At 71.3% G+C, this 17,975-nt stretch carries 14 protein-coding genes; 6 read left to right on the top strand and 8 right to left on the bottom strand.

Going from position 1 to position 17,975, the window contains the following annotated elements:
• Positions 1 to 59 precede the first annotated feature (59 nt).
• A complete protein-coding gene (locus tag WMF12_RS19125) occupies positions 60 to 1,421 on the bottom strand; it encodes a sugar transferase (RefSeq protein ID WP_437747084.1) in 1,362 nt (453 codons plus the stop codon).
• Positions 1,422 to 1,869: 448 nt separating this feature from the next.
• Positions 1,870 to 3,321, bottom strand: a complete 1,452-nt coding sequence (locus WMF12_RS19120; RefSeq protein ID WP_437873001.1) for a hypothetical protein — start codon at positions 3,319 to 3,321, stop codon at positions 1,870 to 1,872.
• Between the two features lie 326 nt (positions 3,322 to 3,647).
• On the opposite strand from WMF12_RS19120, the gene WMF12_RS19115 reads away from it, so the two are divergent.
• Entirely contained in the window at positions 3,648 to 4,940 is a 1,293-nt protein-coding gene (locus tag WMF12_RS19115; RefSeq protein WP_437873000.1) for a glycosyltransferase family 4 protein, read from the top strand.
• A 102-nt stretch (positions 4,941 to 5,042) separates the two neighbouring features.
• Here the strand turns inward: WMF12_RS19115 and WMF12_RS19110 are convergent, their stop codons facing one another.
• A complete protein-coding gene (locus WMF12_RS19110; RefSeq protein ID WP_437872999.1) occupies positions 5,043 to 5,651 on the bottom strand; it encodes a hypothetical protein in 609 nt (202 codons plus the stop codon).
• Positions 5,652 to 6,384: 733 nt separating this feature from the next.
• Here WMF12_RS19110 and WMF12_RS19105 point away from each other — a divergent pair.
• Entirely contained in the window at positions 6,385 to 8,733 is a 2,349-nt protein-coding gene (locus WMF12_RS19105) for a hypothetical protein (protein WP_437872998.1), read from the top strand.
• Positions 8,734 to 8,792: 59 nt separating this feature from the next.
• On the opposite strand, the gene WMF12_RS19100 is transcribed toward WMF12_RS19105, so the two are convergent.
• Positions 8,793 to 9,101, bottom strand: coding sequence for a YciI family protein (locus tag WMF12_RS19100; RefSeq protein WP_437747079.1), 309 nt, complete (start codon positions 9,099 to 9,101; stop codon positions 8,793 to 8,795).
• A gap of 170 nt (positions 9,102 to 9,271) precedes the next feature.
• On the opposite strand from WMF12_RS19100, the gene WMF12_RS19095 reads away from it, so the two are divergent.
• Positions 9,272 to 10,189 (top strand): hypothetical protein, encoded by a 918-nt coding sequence (locus WMF12_RS19095; protein WP_437747078.1) that lies wholly within the window; start codon positions 9,272 to 9,274, stop codon positions 10,187 to 10,189.
• A 151-nt stretch (positions 10,190 to 10,340) separates the two neighbouring features.
• Here the strand turns inward: WMF12_RS19095 and gloA are convergent, their stop codons facing one another.
• Positions 10,341 to 10,736, bottom strand: coding sequence for a lactoylglutathione lyase (gene gloA / locus WMF12_RS19090; RefSeq protein ID WP_437718537.1), 396 nt, complete (start codon positions 10,734 to 10,736; stop codon positions 10,341 to 10,343).
• A gap of 44 nt (positions 10,737 to 10,780) precedes the next feature.
• Entirely contained in the window at positions 10,781 to 11,254 is a 474-nt protein-coding gene (greB, locus tag WMF12_RS19085) for a transcription elongation factor GreB (protein WP_437747077.1), read from the bottom strand.
• Between the two features lie 259 nt (positions 11,255 to 11,513).
• On the opposite strand from greB, the gene WMF12_RS19080 reads away from it, so the two are divergent.
• The gene (locus WMF12_RS19080; protein WP_437747076.1) at positions 11,514 to 13,373 is read left to right on the top strand and encodes an acyl-CoA dehydrogenase; all 1,860 of its coding nucleotides are present in this window, start codon (positions 11,514 to 11,516) and stop codon (positions 13,371 to 13,373) included.
• 49 nt (positions 13,374 to 13,422) lie between these two features.
• On the opposite strand, the gene WMF12_RS19075 is transcribed toward WMF12_RS19080, so the two are convergent.
• On the bottom strand, positions 13,423 to 13,908 hold the full coding sequence (locus WMF12_RS19075; RefSeq protein WP_437872997.1) for a hypothetical protein: 486 nt from the start codon (positions 13,906 to 13,908) through the stop codon (positions 13,423 to 13,425).
• 281 nt (positions 13,909 to 14,189) lie between these two features.
• Between WMF12_RS19075 and WMF12_RS19070 the strand changes: the two genes are divergently transcribed.
• Positions 14,190 to 15,731 (top strand): PGRS family protein, encoded by a 1,542-nt coding sequence (locus WMF12_RS19070; RefSeq protein WP_437872996.1) that lies wholly within the window; start codon positions 14,190 to 14,192, stop codon positions 15,729 to 15,731.
• Between the two features lie 36 nt (positions 15,732 to 15,767).
• Here the strand turns inward: WMF12_RS19070 and WMF12_RS19065 are convergent, their stop codons facing one another.
• Positions 15,768 to 16,553 (bottom strand): hypothetical protein, encoded by a 786-nt coding sequence (locus WMF12_RS19065; RefSeq protein WP_437767675.1) that lies wholly within the window; start codon positions 16,551 to 16,553, stop codon positions 15,768 to 15,770.
• A gap of 182 nt (positions 16,554 to 16,735) precedes the next feature.
• On the opposite strand from WMF12_RS19065, the gene WMF12_RS19060 reads away from it, so the two are divergent.
• The gene (locus WMF12_RS19060) at positions 16,736 to 17,968 is read left to right on the top strand and encodes a di-heme oxidoredictase family protein (RefSeq protein WP_437872995.1); all 1,233 of its coding nucleotides are present in this window, start codon (positions 16,736 to 16,738) and stop codon (positions 17,966 to 17,968) included.
• Positions 17,969 to 17,975: the final 7 nt, after the last annotated feature.

The raw sequence follows: 17,975 nt of genomic DNA, 5'->3' as shown, positions 1-17,975 counted from the left end.
GCGCCACCGAGCCCGGCGGTAAAGAGCGCAGCCATTGCACGGAGCGGCGGCCGGACGATTCACCGTGCGCCGATGCGCCAGAGCACGACCTTCACGGTGTCGATGAGGATGGAGATATCGAACCAGAGCGAGAAGCTCTTCATATAATAGAGATCATACTGGAGCTTCTCCAGCGCGTCCTCGGCGGACGCGCCGTAACGGCAGCGCACCTGTGCGTGCCCCGTCACTCCCGGCTTCACGAAGAGCCGCTGCCGGAAGAAGGGGATTTGCTTCTCCAGAGCGTCGATGAACTCGGGGCGCTCGGGCCGCGGCCCCACCATGCTCATCTCGCCGACGAGCACATTCCAGAGCTGCGGCAGCTCGTCGAGCCGCGTCTTCCGGATGAAGCGCCCGACGCGGGTCACGCGCGGATCGTTCTCGGTCGCCCACGCCGCCCCGTCCTTCTCGGCGTCGGTCCTCATCGAGCGGAACTTGTGGATCCTGAACGGCTTCCCGAGAGCGCCTGTCCGGATCTGCGAATAGAGCGCCGGCCCCCTGGAGTCGAGCTTCACCAGGGCGGCCGTGAGCGCCATCAGCGGCAGCGCGAGGACGAGCCCGACGGTCGCGCACGCGACGTCGAAGATCCGCTTCGCGATCAGCGTCCGCCGCCGCACGCTGAACCCGTGAGAGAAGATGATCTGGCTCGGCCTCAGCTCGCGCACGCAGATCTTGCCGGTCACCCGCTCGTAGAAATCCATGCCCTCCTCGATCTCGACGCCGCGGAGCTTCAGATCGAGCAACTCTTCCAGCGGGAAGGCGGCGCGGCGATCGGAAGTCGCCACGATCACCGCCGCGACACCGCGCTGCTCGACGAGGCGGCGGAGGTCACGGTACCTCCCCGCGATCTCGGCCTCGTCGATCGGCTCCTCGTCTCTGACGAGCCGGCCGGCGAGGCGCAGCCCGAGGACCTGTCCATCCTTCCGGATGAGGGCCGCGCACGAGCGGGCGAGCTCGCCTGAGCCCAGCACGACCGCGCGCTTGGAGAAGCTCTCGCTCCTCATCACCCGATCACACGCCGCGCGCCACGCGGGGAGCACGAGCGCCGCCGCCCCGAGCGACGTCAGGAGCACCCGGTCGCTGATCTGCGCGTCCGGCACGAGCCAGAACGCGAGCCACAGCACAGCCGCCGCCAGGCCGAGCGCCCGGAACGTCGTCAGGACCAGCGCCCGTGCCCTGGGAGGCTCGGGCCCGTACAGGCCGTGATAGTAGAGCGACGTCAGCGCCACCAACGAGATGCTCGCTGTCCGTCCGAAGCGCTCCCCATCGAGCGTATGCTCCCAGCCCACGATCACGCCCGGCGCGCAGCACACCAGGAGCGAGAGCAGGCTGGCCTCGACAAACCACACCATGGCCCGGCGCGGCGACCGGAACAGCTCCAGCATCTTCCCTCCACTCGTCGGCCCCGGGCGGTCGCACATCACGGCGCGTCGCCTCTGACGGGGCACCTACGGTTGTAGTTGAACCTACACTAGAGCAGACCGGGGCAGACTGCCAGATGCCTCCGACGAATCTCATTTCATGACGGCGGACTGAGCCGCCGTGCGCGAGGTCGGGCGCGGCGAAATTGGCGCTTTCGCGGCCGGGTCGCGCCGATGACGTGCGGGCTGTCGTGGGGAGTCGCGGCGCGAGAACGCCGTCGACGGATTGCCTACGTCGAGTCCTTAGCGTCCCGTGGACCGAGGCTGAGCCGCCGCGCGCCACGCGCCACGCGCCACGCCAGGCGTGCGCCGCCCGGTGCACGGTCGTCTCGCCGGCTCTCCTGCGGCTGAGCCGTCGCGCGGGTGGGCGCGCCGCTCCCTGCGGGGGGAGAAATTGGCGTGTCGAGGGGGCTTATCGCGCGTCGCGCGTCGCGCGCGGGCCGGCTTGCGCGGCGCGCGCGGGTGGGGCCTCGCCGGAGGTGTCGCCGCCGTCGTCGGGCTCGCGGCCTGGCTCGGGCGCCTGCCAGCGGCCGGAGGGCATCCCCTGGATCATCGCGCCGCGGCGCTCGTCGTCCCACGCGCCGTCGGGATCGCGGCGGAGCGTCCGGTGTCGATCCGTCGATAGCGTCCCCGAGATGCCGGCGCTGACGATGCTCCTCAGCGAGCCGCCGGCCTCGCCTGCGTTCGGCGCTGGATCGAGCGCGGCGCGCGTGTACTCCAGATCGACGCCGCCGCTCAGCGCGAGCCCGCGCCAGAGGGGATAGGAGATCTCCGCGCCCGCGAGCGCCGTGGTCGTGGACACCGACCCTTCCCTGGAGGGCGCCGCCGCGCCGGGGGTGAGGTGGAGCGGGGGATTGGCGGCGACGGGGGCGCTGCCGGTCGAGAAGCGGGCGACCCCGGTCACGATGAGGTCGCGGGTCGCGCCGCCCCGGGCGGGCCGAAAGCTCGCTTCGAGGGACGCCTCGTGCTCGTGTCCGAATCCGATCCTCGGCCCGAGCGACGTGTAGGCATAGGCATAACCCGCCGTCAGCCGATAGCGCTCCTCCACGTAGGTGAGCCCGATCCGCGCCGCCGGCGAGAGCACCGCGTCGCGCGACGACAGCACGGGCGGCGGGCTCGCGACGGTCACGCCGCCGGCGACGCGCGTCGAGAGGTTCCGCGTGAGCTCGTGAGACTCGGAGAGGAGCGCGGCGCCGGCGTGGACGCGGGCCGCGCCGCGCGTGAGATCGGTGTCGAGCAGCGCGTGATGGTACTGGGTGACCTCGTACCGGAGCTCGGGTGTCAGCGTGTCCAGCGCGCCGAGGTCGAACGAGGTGCTCACCTCGGCGCGCCCCGTGTGCGCGTCGATCCCGACCGCGGCAGGGTCGTCGGCCGAGAGCGCGCCCGCCTGCTCGTAGCCGACGCCGACGCGCACCGAGGAGCGCCGCGACGCCGTGATGGAGAGGGCCGGCGCGGCGGAGAGGGTGTATTGCAGGCGATCGCCGGACAGGAAGGGATCGCGCGCGGCGAGCGCGTCGTCGGCGCGCACGCCGAGGCGGGTCGCGAGGTAGCCGGCCGCGGCCATGGAGAGATCCGCGAGCGGCGAGAGCGCCCAGCCCGCTCCCCCGCCGAGCCGCGCCGAGGCGCTGTCGGAGGGCGTGAGTCGAGCCGGGTCGAGCGAGACCTGAAATACCCGCTCGTAGCTTCCATCGACGCTCAGTCCATAACGAGACACCTCGCCCCGGAGAGACCCCTCGAGCGAGCCCACGACGCCAGCCATCAGCGCTCCCGAGCCCACGTCCCCGACGTTCGACGCCACGCTCTGCTCCAGCGCCGCCCGCGCCGTCACGTCGGAGTCCCACATCGGCAAGACGAACGAGAACACGCGCCCCCTCGCTGTCGAGCGGCAAGCCCCGCGGCACGGAGCGACCCGAATCGGCCGCCCTCCCCTCCCCGGCAGCACGCCCGGCGCCCGGAGCGTCCCACGTTCGATGATGTTTGCAACATTACAAATCTGGCCTCGGCGTGCGCGTGCTACGGCGTGCCGCGCGAGGGGCTGCGCAGCGCCGCCGGGGACGCTCCGGAGAGCGGGCCAGGCCGTGCAAGGCGTGCGCTCGCGGTGTGGACGTGCGCCGACAGGGCAGGACGTACCCCGGAGTCCATCGCTGCCCCGCTGAGGGCGGACCCATCGAATGTAACAAATATTACATCATGAAGTCGGCTGTGAACGTGGGCATGAAGGAGGCGGGCTGGCCGAGGCCGCTGCGCGTCCTCTGGGTGACGCGCATCTTTCCGAACCGGGTTGAGCCGCTGTCGTGCGCGTTCCAGCGGCAGCAGCTCGCGGCGCTGTCGCGCCTGTGCGCGGTGGAGGTGCTCGCGGCGATCCCGTACCACCCGGGCGTATCGCTCCTGGGCGATCGCACACGCCCGGGCCGGCTGGTGGCGGTGCCCGCGCGCGACGAGATCGACGGCGTCCCCGTGGTCCACGCGCGCGCGCCGTACCTCCCCGGGGCGGGCCGGGTGCTGGCGCCCGTGAACGCGCCGCTCTACCTGGCGGGGCTCCTGCCGTACGTCCCGCGGCTGCGGGGGCGGTTCGACGTCGTGCTGGGGGCGTGGCTCTACCCCGACGCCTGCGCCGCGGCGCTGCTCGCCCGGATGCTCGGCCTCCCTTACGCGGTGAAGGCCCACGGCACGGACGTGAACGTCGTGGCGCGCTGGCGCTCGGTGCGGCCGCTCGTCGGCAGCGCGCTCCGGTCCGCCGCATGCGCCATCGGCGTGAGCCGGCCGATGGTCGAGGCGCTCGTGGCCCTCGGCGCGCCGAAGGAACGCGCGGTCCTCGTCCGCAACGGGGTCGACCGCGCGCTCTTCCGTCCTGCCGACCGGCGCGCTGCCCGGCGCGAGCTCGGGCTCCCGGCGCGCGGGCGCATCGTCACCTTCGTCGGGCACGTCAGCCGGGAGAAAGGGATCCACGAGCTGCTGCGCGCGTTCGAGGCGCTCGGCAGGGACGGCCACGACGGAAGCGAGCCTGTCCATCTCGTGATCGTCGGCGACGGTCCGGAGCGGGCTGCGGTCGAGCAGGCCGCCGCGCGGCGTGATCGCGAGCCCGCCGATCTGGGCGAGGGGCGCGGGCGGATCATCGCGGTCGGGGCGAGGCCGCTCTCCGCGGTTGCCCGCCACCTCGCCGCGACGGATCTTCTGGCGCTTCCGAGCTGGGCGGAAGGAACGCCGAACGTGGTGCTCGAGGCGCTCGCGGCTGCGCGGCCTGTGGTGGCCACGCGCGTCGGGGGCATCCCGGATGTGGTGACGCCGGGGCGCACCGGGCTTCTCGTCCCGTCGCGCGATGCCGGGGCGCTCGGCCGGGCGCTCCGCGAGGCGCTCGCGCGAGCCTGGGACGAGGACGCGTTCGCCGAGGCAGCGCCCCCGTCGTGGGAGGAGAGCGCCGAGGCGCTGCAGCGGCTGCTCGCGCGGGCGGCGTTCGGGGACGACGGGCGGGCCGCCGCCTAGTTCCATGTCAGCAATCCCGCCGGGGATTGCTGACATGGAACTGGCGCGGCCGCGAAGCGGACGCTGGGGTTCGGGGCGAAGCCCCGAGGAACCAGCGGCGGCTCACCAGTAGATCGACCAGGTGCACCGCGGCGCCCCGCGGTGCCTGCAGGCCGTATGCTCGACCGAGCTGCGCTTGCTGCCCAGGAGCGCGAGGCCCGCCTCGACCCAGCCCGAGATGCCATGGCCGCACATGTAGAGCGGCAGGCCGCCGCCCGAGAGCGTGGCCCTCCCCGCGGCGTCGCTGGTGGCCGTCACGCTGAAGTCGCCGTACTTGAAGTAGGTCTTGTACATGAGGCCGAAGCGCTTGAAGAGCACCGACGGCGAGCCCACCACCGCCATCGTCTTGTAGGTCGTCGTCAGGTCCTTCCGGGCGATCTCCGCGCCGAAGAAGCGCATCTTCTCCATCCTGCCGCCGAAGAGCCCGTGCAGGAGCGCGCAGTCGATCTCGAGGAGCGGCGCCATGTCGTGCCAGGCCAGAGGCATCGGCGGATCGTCGAGGTAGCGGGCCGCCTGCGGCGAGAGCTGACGGCTCAGATCCGCCACGGCCCGCTCGCCATAGCTCTGCCGCAGGGCCTCGGCGCGGGAGCCGATCAGGGTGCCCTTCACGAGATTCCCCTCGCGCAGGACCCGAGGATCGCCAAGGAACTGGGAGGAGTCTGGCGTCGGCATGCTGCAGAGCGCTCCTATCTTCGCCGAGTATAGCGACAGATCCGCGCGGAGGTGCGGCGGATTCGCGTCATGTGTCCTCGAGCCTCGAGGCGCGTGTCCTCCGACGTTCCGACGTTCCGAGGTGTCCGAGTCTTCCGGGGCCGCGGAGGGGCGCGGAGGCGAGGGCTCACTCCGCTCGGCATTTCGATTGCGCTCGCTATTTCTACGTCGCCGCCGTCCTGTCCCGCGAAGCGCGAGCGCCAGCTCGGCCGCGATGGCGTCGCCTTACCAGGTGAATGGTACGCAGTATTACCACCCACGCGACGTGCATGGCGCCGTCCTCCGACGGTCGAGCACAGGGATGAAGCGCGCGTCTCCGCCCGAGGGTTGATGAGGTCGCCACGCGCGAGCCGCTCGGCGGCGCCGTCGATGTTGGCCATGTGACACGGACGCACACTGCTCATTCCTCATGACGCGCGACGCGCACGCAAATACTCGGCACGACGCGTGCTGTTCAGCGTGGGTCAACGCTGGCCGGCGCGGCTGTTCGCGCCCAGCGATACCGAGAACCAGCATGCGACCGATTCACCACATCCTCACCGCCGCGGTGCTCTCCCTGGGCCTTATCGGGGCGCCGGGGCGCGCCGCCGCGCAGCCTGTCACCGGTCACCCGCGACTCTGGCTCACGAACGAACACCTCCCAAGGCTGCGCGGGTGGGCCGCGGACAGCCGAAACCGCATGTACAGGGAAGCCATGTTGCCCGCGCTCCGGGGTGCGATCGCAGCTTACGAAGGCCGGTTCTACCCGAATGGGCGGCCGAACCCGACGTGGCCGGACGGCGGCACCAACGCCTACGAGCAGTATCCGACCGAGGCGTATGCCGAGTTTTTCGCATTCATGTCGCTCATCGATGCCGACGTCGCGGCCCGCCCCACCCACGCCGTCAGGGCGCGCAATCTCTTGATGGTCGCCATCGAGGAGGCGAGCAAGGGGAGAGCCGACGGCCAGCCCTTCCGCCGCCCGGGGTTCGCGACCGGCGATCGCTCGCGCTGGTGGGGTGAAGGGTTCCCGCTGACGGTCGATTGGATCTACAACGCGACCGACAGCGGCGGCCGCCCGGTGCTCTCCGCCGGCGACAAGGCCAAGATACGGCAGGTCTTTCTCAGGTGGATTGACGACAACCTCCACGCCTCGACGGCGGGCAACGAGCACCCCCACCCCGTCGGCGTCATGAACGATCCGGCGCTGCTCCGCGATCCGCTCCAGCTCAGGTGGGCTGCGAACAACTACTATCTCGGCCATCTGCGCCAGGTCACGCTGATGTCGCTCTCGATGGACGACGCGGACGACCCTCCGCTCGATCCGAGCGCGCCGGCGGGGACGCTCGGCAACACGCTGCGCAGCTATCGCGCGGACGCGACGGGCGCGTGGCTCTACCAGGCCTTTGCCATCTTCGAGGCCTCCGAGACCGCGGCCAAGCAGCTCGGGGTCCCGTCCGACGGGCTCGGCGTGGCCAGCGGCGGCCTGCCCGTGGAGGGCTTTCTCTACGGCGGCGGCGTCGCGACCCTCCACCACGCGCTGCTCGGGCTCTATACGGCCGGCTACGGCACCCAGGCCCAGTCAGGACCTCAGATCGGGCTGCTGCGCAGCGGATACTGGGACCGCTTCACGGACGGGTTCCTGCACTCGATCGCGCCGGGCCCGGTCACGTACCCGTCGAGGCGCGACCTCGGGCCGGTCTACGAGATGGCGAACTACGGCGATACGCTGCAGGTCTGGGTCGAGCCGCGCTTCGCGGAGCTGTTCGGCTCGCTGGGCGTCTACGACCAGCTCACGGGCAACACCGCGCGCTTGCAGAGGTCGCGCTGGATCGTGGCCAACACGATCGCGGGCGGCGCGCCCGAGCTCTACGCGCGCACGTCCAAGATCTGGGGCTCACCCGCCCCGAGCCGGGCGATCCTGAGCTTCATGCTCTTCGACCCGGCCGCGCCGCTCCCGGCGGATCCTCGCCCGGCGATGCCCACAACCTTCTTCGAGCGGGCGCAGGGACGCGGCTCCCTCCGCGCGCGCTCGGACTGGACGGCGGGCGCGACGTGGTTCACCTGGCGGTGCGGCTGGGTCACCATCAACCACCAGATCGGCGATTGCAATCAGATCGAGCTCTACCGGAAGGGAGAGTGGCTGACGAAGGAGCACACGAGTTACTCGAACAACCTGATCGGGGCCACGACCGACTACCACAACACCCTCTCCCTGCAGAACGACAAGCCGTCGAATATCCGCTGGTACGAGAAGGAGATCGTCGCGCGAGGCGGCCAGTGGCGCGAGGGGCGCGCCGCCGGCGATCCGATCACGCGCATGACCCGCGGCGCCGGCTACGTGTTCGCCGAGGGGATAGCGACGGATCTGTACAACACCCGCGAGAACGTCTGGGTGCCCGCGGACGCCGCCCGCGACATGGTCCATGCGAGCCGGTCGGTCGTCTGGCTGCAGCCGGATCACGTGGTCGTCTACGACCGCGCGACGTCCCGCACCGCCGGTCGGTTCAAGCGGTTCAACCTGATGACCACCTCGGCGCCGCGGATCTCCGGCCGGACGGCCAGCGCCGTGACCCCGCGGGGGCAGACGCTGTTCATCCAGAGCCTCTTGCCGCGGAGCGCCCGCGTGGCGGCCGTGCCGATCGAGAACGTCGACAAGCCGGCGGCGATGGAGCCGACGACCCACCGCCTCGTCGTGGAGGATCAGACCGCTCCGACGGACGTCCGCTTCCTGCACGTGCTGCAAGGCGCGGACGCGGGCGCGGCGATGGATGCGGCGACGCGGATCGACAGCGCGCAGGGCGCCGGCTTCGACGGCGCGCTCGTGGCGGGCACGGTCGTCCTCTTCCGCTCGGATCTGCGCTCGGAACCGCGACCGAGCTCGGGGCCGCTGTCCTATCAGGTGCCTCGCGCGACGCGCAGGCACGTGATCACCGGTCTCCTGCCGAAGGGCGGCTACGACGTGGCCGTCGTCTCCCGGGAGCCGGAGCTCGCGATGCGCATCACGCCGGGCGGGCGCTACACGACGGACGACTCGGGCGTGCTCTCGTTCGACACGCCGTAGCGCGCGGCGCGGTCGGCGGCGCGGACGGCGCCGGTGCGATGAACGGCGCGGCGCTCCCGTCAGGGCTTCGGGGCGAACACCCTGTCGAGCTCCTCCTTTCCGAACACCGGCGCCCAGGGCAGGAGCTCGTACTGCGCCAGCCCCTTCGCCGTGAAGGGATCGCCGTCCCGGATCCGATCCAGCGTCGCCGCGGCCGCCTCGTCGGGCACCCGGAGCAGGAGCGCCCCGCCGTAGCGGGGATCGAGCGGCCCTGACACGAGCAGCAGTCCCTGCTCGATGAGCCCCTTCAGGTAGGCGCGGTGGGCGTCGACGGCCGGGAGCACCTCGTCGAGCGGTCGCCTGTAACGAATGATCGCAATCGCGTACATGATGTCGTGAGTCCTCGCGCCGCAATCTACCAGAGCACAGCGCGCCCGGCCGGAGAGTCTGTTCGCGCCAGGGCGCCCTCCGGCCGAGCCTCCGGCGGCAATCGCGCGGTCCCCCTTTCCCTTCGCGCTTCTGTCTGGCAGTGTGCGCGCCCTCCGCTGGAGACACCTGTATGGCGAGACCCCCGAAAGCAGCACCTGCTCCCGTTCTCCCGTCCTCGCCGGCCGCCGCGCTCGCTGCGTACGGCCGCGTTGAGCCGAAGCTCCTCGAGCTCGGCCCCGACGATCTCGTGACCGTCTACGTCGAGGTCCCCAGGGCCGTGAGCTCCGTGCTCTCCGCCCTGCCCCACCTGCGCGAGCTCCGCGACGAGATCGTCCGGGATCTCCCGAACCATCCGATCGCGATGCTGGACGAGCTCGAGGACTTCGCCCTCGCGGCCTGGTACGCCGATCTTCTCTACAGCACGCCCGCGAGCGAGCTCGACGCGAAGAAGCTCACCGAAGAGGCCGGCACGCTGCGCGAGGCGCTCCTCGTCGCCGCCGAGGCGCTCGGTCACAGGAACCTCCTCGACAAGCAGCGCGTCGCCGACATCCGCAAGGGCAAGGGGCACGCGGATCTCGCGAGCGATCTCATCGCCCTGGCCGAGCTCTTCCGCGGCTCCTGGGACAAGGTCCGCGCGAAGACGGCGGTCGAGGACGAGGAGCTCGAGCGCGCCGCGGATCTCGGCGTGCGCCTCCTCGCCGCGCTCGCCGCGAAGCCCGGCAAGGGCTCGTCCGCGGCGCCGAAGATCACCGACGCCGGCGATCGCCGCGCCCGCGCGATCTCGCTGGTCGCGAAGGCGTACGAGGAGTGCCGCCGCGCCGTCGCGTACCTGCGCTGGCACGAGGGCGGCGACGGCGACCTCGCCCCGTCGCTGCTGCAGAAGCCGCGCGGCCGGCGCCCGAACGCCGAGAAGGCCGCCGCGGCCGCGAGCAGCGCCTCGTCCGAGGCGCCGGCCAAGGCGCCCGACGAGGAGGCGTCCGCGGCAGAGGGCGGCGAGCTCTCGTCCCCCGAGCCGGCGAACGACGCCGCGCCGGTCGTGGGCGCCTGATCAGCCGCGCCTCGCGGGCTTGAAGCGAGCGCGTAGGCGAGCGCGTAGCAGAGACGAGGCGCGGGCAGCGCGGAGGCTCCTCTGGGCCTCCGGCCGCTCCGCGCCCTCACCTGCCTCGACGCGCCTCGCCGGCCTCGAGTCGGGGCTCCGGCTACCGGCTCCGGCTCGACTCCTCAATGAGCTCGACCTTGTAGCCGTCCGGATCCTCGACGAACGCGATCACGGTCTTGCCGTGCTTCATCGGGCCCGGCTCGCGCGTGATCTTCCCGCCCGCCGCCCGGATGCGGTCGCAGGCCCCGCGGATGTCGTCGACCCCGAGCGCGATGTGCCCGTACGCCGTGCCGAGCTCGTATTTGTCCACGCCCCAGTTGTGCGTGAGCTCGAGCTCGGCGTGCTCGGGGTTCTTCCCGTAGCCGAGGAAGCAGAGCGTGAACTTGCCCTCCGGGTAGTCCTGCCGCGACAGGAGCTGCATCCCGAGCACGTCCCTGTAGAAGCCGATCGAGCGCTCGAGATCGCCGACCCGGAGCATCGTGTGCAAGATCCTCATGCCGATTCCCGTCTCCTTCTCTGGCCCTGGCGCCTGCGCGGCGCTCAGCCGTAACGCACCGAGATGAGCTCCATCTCCGCCTCGCCCGCCGGGCGGCGCACCGTGATCACATCCCCCGCCCGCTTGCCGAGGAGCGACCGGCCGACCGGAGAGCGCCAGCTGATGCGTCCTGCCGCGCTGTCGATCTCGTCCTCGCCCACGATCTGGTACGTGTGGCGCGCGCCGTCCTCGCCCTCGATCTCGACCGTCGCGCCGAAGAAGACCTTGTCGCCGCGCTGCTCGGACGGATCGACCACGACGGCCTTCTCCAGCCGCTTGGTCAGGTAGTGCATCCGCCGGTCGATCTCGCGCAGCTTCTTCTTGCCGTAGATGTACTCGGCGTTCTCGGAGCGGTCGCCCTGCGCCGCCGCGTCGGCGACCTCCTGGACGACGCGAGGCCGCTCCACGGAGCGGAGCCGCGCGAGCTCTTCGGACAGCCTCCTGGCCCCGCTGGGCGTGATGTAAGCCGGGTCGGACATGGTCGATCGCGAGCGAGCCTACGCCGCGCCGCTCGCCAGTTCAACGCCGTGGATCCCGGCGCGGGAGCCCCGCCGAGGACCCGCCTCGGATGCCCCGATCTTCACGGATCTCCACGAGATTCTTCACATGTTGCGGACGGTTGTTGACGCGCCGCGGCGACATGCTAGGCGAATGCAGAACTATGCCGCAGCTGCGCGGAAGACCGGGAAGGGAACCGGCTGCCAGCGCCTCCCTGCCGCGGCAACGAGGAGGTCTCCCATGTCGAACGCTCAAACCCACCAGAACCGCTACAAGGCCGACCTCCGCGAGATCCGCTTCCTCCTCTTCGAGCAATTCCGCCTGGACGAGCTGCTCGGCAGCGCGCCCTACGACGCGTGGGGGCGCGACGAGGTCGGGATGGTCGTCGACGAGGCGTACAAGTTCGCGTGCGATGTCTTCGGCCCGCTCAACGCGGTCGGCGATCGGGTCGGCTGTCGCATCGAGGAGGGGCAGGTCAAGACCCCGCCGGGGTTCAAGGACGCCTGGGACAAGCTGTATGAGGCCGGGTGGAAGTCGGTCTCGGTCTCGCCCACCTACGACGGTCAGGGCGGTCCCTTCACGCTCTACACGGTGGTGGAGGAGTTCCTTTGCGGCGCGAACGCGGCGCTCAACATGTACCCCGGGCTGACGTACGGCGCGGCCGAGGTGATCGAGCACTTCGGGACGCCGAGGCAGCGCGACCTCTTCTTGAAGCGGATGTACGGCGGGCAGTGGAGCGGGACGATGTGCCTGACCGAGCCCCAGGCCGGGTCGGACGTCGGCTCGTCGCGGACGAGCGCGGTGAAGCAGAAGGACGGCAAGTACCTCATCCGCGGCACGAAGATCTTCATCTCCGGCGGCGATCAGGACCTCACCGAGAACGTGGTGCACCTCGTGCTCGCCCGCGTCGAGGGCGCGCCCCCCGGCACGAAGGGGCTCAGCCTCTTCGTCGTGCCCAAGGTCCGGGTGAACGACGACGGCTCGCTCGGCGCGCCGAACGACGTCGTCGTCGGCAACATCGAGCACAAGATGGGCATCAACGGGTCGTCGACGTGCGTGCTCAACTTCGGCGAGAGCGACGCCTGCCTCGGGGAGCTCGTCGGCACCGTCGAGCACCAGGGCATGCCGCAGATGTTCCGGATGATGAACGGCGCGCGCATCTCCGTGGGCCTGCAGGGCGTGTCGGTCGCGTCCTCGGCGTACCTGAACGCGCTCGAGTACGCGAAGGATCGCAAGCAGGGCTCGTCGATCCTCCAGTGGAAGGACGCGACGGCGCCGCGCGTGCCGGTCATCGATCACCCGGACGTGCGGCGGATGCTGCTCGACATGAAGAGCCGCGTGGAGGGCATCCGCGCGCTCATCATCAAGCTCGCGCGCCACCAGGACGCGGTCGCCGTCTACCAGGGCAAGGACGACCGCGCGGCCGCCTACAACCAGGGCCAGGTCGACCTGCTCGTGCCGCTCGTGAAGGCCTACTCGTCCGACCAGGCGTTCCGCGTCTGCGAGACGGCGATCCAGACCTTCGGCGGCGCCGGGTACACGAAGGATTACCCGGTCGAGCAGTACTGCCGCGACGCGAAGGTCTTCTCGATCTACGAGGGCACGAACCACATCCAGGCGATGGACCTCGTCGGGCGGAAGCTCGGCCAGGGCGGCGGGGTCAACCTGCAGGCCTTCCTGAACGACGTGGCCGAGTTCGTGAAGGCCAACGAGAAGCACCCCGTCCTCGCCGCGAGCATCAAGGAGCTCCGCGAGGCGCACGAGGCCGTCGCCGGCACCGCGATGCGGCTGCTCTCGTGGTTCCAGATGGGCAAGATGCCGATGGTGCCGCTCGCGGCGAACCGCTTCCTCGAGATGATGAGCGAGCTCGCGATCGGCTGGCTCCTGCTCGACGGCGCGGTCATCGCGCTCAAGGCGATGGAGGGCCTCCCGGCCGGCGACGCCGGCGCGAAGGACCGCGCCTTCTACGAGGGCAAGAAGCACGCTGCCCTCTACTTCGCGGCCAACGTGCTGCCGCACGCGAAGTTCTCGGCCGAGATCCTCGGGCGCGAGGACTCGTCCGCGCTCGACATCCCGGCCGACGCGTTCGCGACCGTCTGACCTCCCTCCCCGCGCCGGCCCCGCCTCCGGGCGGGGGCGCGGCGCGGGCTCACGCGGGGACCGTGAGCCGCTCCGCCAGGTCCCGGACGGGCACGGGCATCGTCGGGTCGCGCGAGACGGCCATGATCTCGGCGCGGAGCGCGCGGACCTCCGTCAACCGGAGCCACGAGAGCGCGAGCCGCGTCATGCTCGGCAAGCCTCTCGCGAGCACCGCGCGGACGACGTCGGCCGCGGGGAACGAGAAGGCCACCTCCTCGGGGGGCAGGCCCGCGGCCTTCGCCGCCGCCTCGATGCTCGCGTCGAAGTCGTCCCGCTTCGTTTCCAGCACCTCGAAGAAGGCCCGCCCGCGCTCCGGCGCGATGGCCTGAGCCGCCCCGCCGCCTTCGGGCGCGAAGACCCAGGCGCCCGAGCCGTCCAGTCCCACCCGGGCGCCGGACTCCAGCGTGACGAGCGGCAGGAAGCGACCGCCTTCGATCGGCTCGCCGCCGCCGGCCTCGATCAGCTCGCGCACGAGATCCCCCAGCTTCGCGCTCATGGGCCGATGTTCGCACGGAATACCCGGCGATGGGCAACTGGGGGCAACGGGAGGCAACTGAGCCGACACGCCGCGCGCCTGCCGGCGCGCGGCGGCCGCGCGCTCACGCACGCCGCGGCCCTCGTCTCCTCCCCGTCCGGGTGACCCCTCCCCCACCCGGGCGACGCCCGCGCCCGCCAACGAGCGCGCGCGTGACGGGGCAGGCGTGGCGATCGCGCCGGGCGGCACGCGCAGGTCGCTTTGCTTGGAAAACGCGCAGGGCTGACCGGAATAGGAATAGTATGAGGATTCGATTCAAGGTTGATGCACGGGTAGTGGGGTTCATTCCGGTCGCGATGGCGTTGAGCGGCTGCTTCGAGCAGCCGGATGATATCATCGGGATAGGGAACCTCGAAGACGAGCTGTCCGACGAGGCCTGCACTCCGAGCAAGCACGAGACGGTCCCCTCGAAGTGCGGGGTGTGGGTCTCGAGCTCCCTGGGGGACGACGCCAACGCGGGGATCCAGAGGGCGCCCCTGAGGACGATCTCGGAGGCGCTCCAGCTCTCCCCGGACAACGGAAGGCGCATCTATCTCTGCGCCCAGACGTTCGATGAGGCGGTGATCGTGCCGGGGGGACACAGGCTCTTCGGCGGGCTCGACTGCGACGACCGCTGGCGCTGGATAGGCGACAAGAAGAAGACCACGCTCACCGCTCCCGAAGGCGAGACGCCGCTCTCGTTCGACAACGGCGAAGGCGCGGCGGTGATCGAGGATCTCCACGTGATCGCGCGCTCGATCCCGGTGACCCACACCGAGCTGGCAGGCCGATCGGCGATCGCCGCGAACAGCTCCGGGGTCCCTGTCGATTTCACGCGGTGCATCCTCGAGGCGGGCGACGGGGCGCCGGGGGCCAGCGGCGGGGCGTTCGTGGACGGCGCTGCCGAGAAAGGGATGACCGGCAACTTCGGCAACGCCGCGTGCTCGGCCACGACGGTCACCGGCGGGCTCCCCGTGAACAACACCTGCGGTACGCCCGACGATCGATCCGACGACTCGCGCGGCGGCACGGGAGGGACGGGTGGCCTGGAGTCCGGGGGGGATGGAAGCAGCGGGGTTCCGAGCGACGTGATGAACGGCGGCAAGGGCGAGACCAGCACCCTGCGCTGCACCGCGGGGCAGGAGGGCGCGGACGGGGTGGACGGGAGTCCGGGCGCCGGTGCGACGGGCTTCGGCGATCTGTTCCTGGATGGGTATACCGGCCCGCTCGCTGGCGACGGGACGCCGGGCAGGCGGGGCCAGGGCGGCGGAGGAGGCGGCGGCGCGAAGGGCGGCACCGGCGCGCAGATGTGCCCTTTCGAGGCCTCTGCGGCCGGCGCTGGCGGAGGCGCCGGGGGCGCGGGCGGGTGCGGGGGGCTCGGCGGCCGCGGCGGAGGCGCCGGCGGGGTGAGCATCGCCCTCTTCGTGGGGAGCGCGTCCATCGACTTGAACGACGTGGTCCTGAAGACCGGCCGCGGCGGCAATGGCGGCGCTGGGGGCGAGGGCCAGCCGGGCGGCGAGGGCGGCGACCACGGGGCAGCCGGGACCCGAGGCGAGGCCACGGGGCTGAACGCCGCCTGCCCTGGCGGTCGCGGTGGCCGGGGCGGCCAGGGCGGCCAGGGCGGCGGCGGGCTCGGCGGCCACTCGATCGCCATCGCGTACGCGGGCATCGAGCCTTCGCTCATGAACACGACCATCGAGCTGGGTGAGGCCGGGATCGGAGGGCGCGGGGCCAGCCGAACCCATGACGGAGCCGACGGCGTGGCGGCAGAGATCTACGATATCGAGCAGCGTTTCCGGCAGTAGCGCGGCGTGAGGTCCGCGCCGCGACAGCGCCCGGCTCTACGCCGGCGCCGCCGGCGCGGGCCAACTCCGATCCTCCTGCATGCAGCGGAGCTGCGTCACGCGCCGTCCCTCGGCGGTGGTCACCACGATCTCCCGAACGGGCGTGTCGCGCCGCGCACGTCGGCTCAGCTTCTCGACCACCAGGAAGCCCTCCCGCGCGCCCGCGAGGTGGAGGAACTCGTCGAACAGCGCGATGTGCGCGTGCGCGCCCTCGTCGGCCGTCGCGATGCGCCGCTGGGTGGTGACGCCGATCGCCAGCGCGCCGCCCCGGGCCCGCACGACCATCGCAGGATCGAGCCCACGCTGGCTCTCGTCAGGCACCGTCCAGATGTCCGCGACCCCCGCCTCGGTGAGGCGTCGCTTCATGTAGTAGAAGGAAGACTCGAGCGTGTTGTTCCGGTACGGGATCGCCTTCGACTCGATCGGATCGACGTGATTCCGCCAGAACGCGATCAGCGCGCGCGCCCAGCGCCCGCCGTCGAGCCGGCGATCCTGGAACGGCCAGTCCTCCGCCATCGCCTGCGCGCACACGCCGCGCAGCGCCTGCTCGTCGATCCCGCGCGTCGCCAGGCAGGGCGCGCAGTGCATGTAGGCCGTTCCCCTGTCGAGGAGCGCGCCGCACATCGAGCAGATGTCGTTGCCGTAGCCGGGGCCCATGTACCGGAGCCAGCCGGCGCTGAGCTCCTCGTGAGCCGCGCGGCGCTCCTCGTTCCGCTCGATCTCCCGCAGTCCGTCCCGGAGGGCCTTCGAGGCCGCGCGCCGCTCGTCATCTCGCTGCTTCATCCGCTGTCCTCCAGCGTGAGCCCGTCCGCGCCGGCTCGGGCAGTGTAACGCCCGAGCCTCCGCCACGCTTCGCAAGGAGGTGGGATCCGCCCATGCGCGATCCTGCACACCAGCCCGGCGAGCGCGCCGCCGTGGGTTATTGACGCTGACTTTCATTTACGGCTACGGTTCCGGTCGACGACATGTCACGATTTGCCCTGTTTCTTGCGCTCCCGCTGGTCTTCAATGTGGGTTGCGGCTCGGAGTCCGCTCCCGACGATCCTCTGGCTGGCATCACGCTGATCGGCGATGACCTCACCGACATCCCGCTGCACGACGCTTCTGCGGAGCAGGTAGCTCGGTTCAAGGACGGCGACGCGCTCTTCGATTTCGTCTTTCGCGAGCGCGATGGCCTCGGGCCGCTCTACATCCGCGCGGCGTGCGCCGGCTGTCACGACGGCGCCGCGCGCGGCCCGGGCGCGGTCCAGAAGATGGCGCTCGTCGAGGACGACGGCGTGACGCCGGCGGCGGATCAGGGGGGGCTCCCCTACGGACACACGTTGCGGCCCTACGCCGTCGGGGGGGCGACGACGCTCTCGCAGCCCGAGACCGAGGCGACGATCAAGGTCTCGAAGCGCCTCGGCCCGCCGGTGTTCGGGCGCGGCTACATGGAGGCGGTCGACGACGCCGAGATCGAGCGGGTCGCGGCCGAGCAGGCCGCGCGCGGCGACGCCATCCGCGGGCGCATCAACCGCGTGGTGTTCCACTCGAAGAAGAGCGGGGACGAGTCGTTCAACGCCTTCGTCGAGGGCGACGAGAACCTCATCGGCCGCTTCGGGTTCAAGGCGCGGGTCGCCACGCTCGACGACTTCACGGCCGACGCCTACCAGGGCGACATGGGCATCACCTCGCCGCTCCGGCCGGACGAGCTGCCGAACCCCGACGGGCTCACGGACGACGCCAAGCCGGGCGAGGACGTGGTCCTCGACACGGTGAACGCCGTCGCCGACTACATGCGCTTGCTCGAGATCCCGAGGCGCGCGCCCGCCGACGCGCGCGGCCAGGCGCTCTTCGCCGAGGCCGACTGCGCCGCCTGCCATGTCCCCTCGCTGAGGACGCGCGCCGACTACCCGATCGCGCAGCTCGCGGACATCGACGCTCCGGTCTACACGGATTTCCTCCTGCACGACCTCGGCCCTGATCTCGCCGACGGGCTGGCCGACGAGTCGGCCAGCTCCGTCGCCTGGCGGACGGCGCCGCTCATCGGCGTGCGCCACAGCACCTCGTACCTCCACGACGGCCGCGCCAGGACCATCGAGCAGGCCATCTTGCTCCACGACGGCCCCGGCTCGGAGGCCGCCGCTTCGGTCGCCGCGTTCCGCGCGCTCTCCTACGAGGATCGGGGGGCCCTGATTGACTTCGTGCGCTCGCTCTGATCGACGT

This window comes from Sorangium sp. So ce363 (genome assembly GCF_051520435.1).
In the GTDB taxonomy this organism is placed as follows: Bacteria; Myxococcota_A; Polyangia; order Polyangiales; family Polyangiaceae; genus Sorangium; species Sorangium cellulosum_B.
This window is presented reverse-complemented; position numbering and strand designations above follow the sequence as displayed.